The 2272-nt window shown below is 38.2% G+C and carries 1 protein-coding gene; it reads right to left on the bottom strand.

The genetic code is table 11. The features are described from left to right. Positions 1–24 precede the first annotated feature (24 nt). Positions 25–2272 (bottom strand): TonB-dependent receptor (locus FPG59_RS15560; protein WP_369596830.1); only part of this gene is annotated, 2248 nt, incomplete at its 5' end.

Here is a 2272-nt window from a genome sequence, read left to right as displayed (position 1 = left end):
GTTTTTAGGTAAGTATAAATTTTTTTAATCAAAATGATAACGCAGACCTATAAAAAAGCGTCTTCCTTGATTGGGTCCGTAGGCATAGGTTGGGTCAAAAGTGAGTGCAAATGGATTATCAGCCGTAGGGATTACCGAATCTGAATTATCAACTTGAACATTTTTATCAAAAGGATCATTAGCGCGTGCTATCAAGAACGGATTTCCACGATTGGGTGTCCAGTTGAGTAGGTTTTTTATACCGGTGTACAACTCTAGATTATGAATTTTTTTGAAAGTCATTTGTATGTTTTGTATGCTGTATGGTCTAGAAATTTCGCGACGCGGATCAAGCTCACTTAGCAAAGGCAAACGCATAGGTCCAGTTAGATTTCCTGTAAAATCTAAGGATAAAAACCAGTTTGTAATATCATAACTAAATCCCCAACTTATACTGTATCTTTCTGTAAATAGTGGCCTCAAACTAACACCGTCTTGTGTTGTCATGGCATCAAAGTAGCTAGTCCCAATGTTAGCTTTGAGTCCAAACGGGCTAACCCAATCAGCATTGGCGCTGAGTCCGAAAATAGTGGAGTTGCCGTTTAAATTATCATAAATTATTTGATTAGGGTTGATGTCGTAGTTCGCAAAAATTCGGTTGGTAAAATAAGTGTACCAAGACGCCAATTCAAGATTAACTACGCCCGCATTGGTCAATTTGAATTTTTTCAGATAATTTAAGTTCAGGTTGTATGAGGTTTCTGGTTTTAAATTAGATTGTATCACGACTTCTCGAGCGCCAGACAAAGCTTGATGATCTTCGGTAAAAAGATTGACTATTCTAAAACCCGTTCCAAAATTGAATCGTAAAATATCTGTTGGCGTTGGCTTGAATTTAAACGCAAAACGAGGTGTAAAAATGGAACCGTGATTGTCGTTGTAATCGTAGCGCAAGCCCAAGAGCGTGCTGGTTTTTTCATTATGTGTGATTTCATCTTGAGCAAAAGCACTGTAAATTTTAGAATGATTTGCTGTTGCCGTTGCAGGCGTGTTGTCATTGTAAAATTGATATCGAAGTGCCGAACCAAAAAGTACGGAGTGGTTATTCCAGTTTTTGTCCCAAATGAATTGGCCAAATGCTATTTTTTGATTGGCTAAAAAACTAGAGTTGCCATAAACGGAGTTTTGGTCGTGGCCAATAACCGAAAATTGAAAATACATTTTTTCGGCTACGGGTAGCTCGTATTTCCCCAAAAATTCATAACGCGAAGTGTAAATGCTTTCGCCATACACTTGGTCTCCACCTCTAAAACTCTTGTTCCATTGCATTTCTCCGCCCCAGCGGTCTTCATAAAGGTAGCGAGACACAAGGCTAAATTCTTTTTTAGAGGCTCTGTTGATGTTTATTTTGGAGAAAAATGAAGCCCTGTTTTGCAAAGAAACATCGGTAAAATTGTCTTTGTTGTTGTCAATGGGATTGTTGTAAGTGAAGTAATTTATGCCAAATAGGGCAGTAGCCTTGGAACCAATATTGGCTTTATAACCAAGGTCAACATTCGTTTCGAGCCAAGATGTAGTAAAAATATCGGCTGTAAATAAAGGAACTGCGAACGGTTTTTTGGTAATAATGTTAATTAAACCGCCCACTGCCTCGCTGCCGTATAGTGTAGATGCCGCACCTTTGACCACTTCTATTTTGTCAATCATAGCATTTGGAATACCTGAAAGGCCATAAACGGTACCGAGAGCGCTTACAATAGGCATCCCATCAATAGTGACCATGGTGTAAGGGCCGTCAAGTCCGTTGATGCGAATATCACCCGTATTACACACATTGCAATTGTTTTGAGGTCGTAAACCATTTACGTTTTGCAAGGCATCCAAGACATTGCTGGTTGGGTTTTGTTTTAAAAATGCAGCCGAAATAATCTCAACAGGAACAGGATTTTCTAATCTTTTTACGGGTTTAAGTGTGCCTGAAACTACTACTTCATCAAGTTGATTTTCAGTACTTTCAAGTTCAAATTGAAGTATTATTTCTTGCTCATCTTTTATGTTGACGTTTTTGTTTTTTGTTTGAAATCCCTTTGCCATTACTTGAATGGTGTAATTACCATTTGGAATTGCAGAAAAAAAATACTGTCCTAAACTATCAGTTTGAGTGACGAATGTAGTTTTTAGCAAGGAAACTGTTGCGCCAGTTATTGGTTGGTTGTTAGAAGTTACCATTCCCGATAGGCTTTTTTTGTTTTGGCTGTAGCCGATAAAAAATAGCAACAGCATGCTTATTACA

The sequence above is a fragment of the Flavobacterium sp. FPG59 genome (assembly GCF_002150205.1).
Taxonomy (GTDB): domain Bacteria; phylum Bacteroidota; class Bacteroidia; order Flavobacteriales; family Flavobacteriaceae; genus Flavobacterium.
Note: the sequence above shows the minus strand (reverse complement) of the source record. Positions and strands in the feature narration are given on the sequence as shown.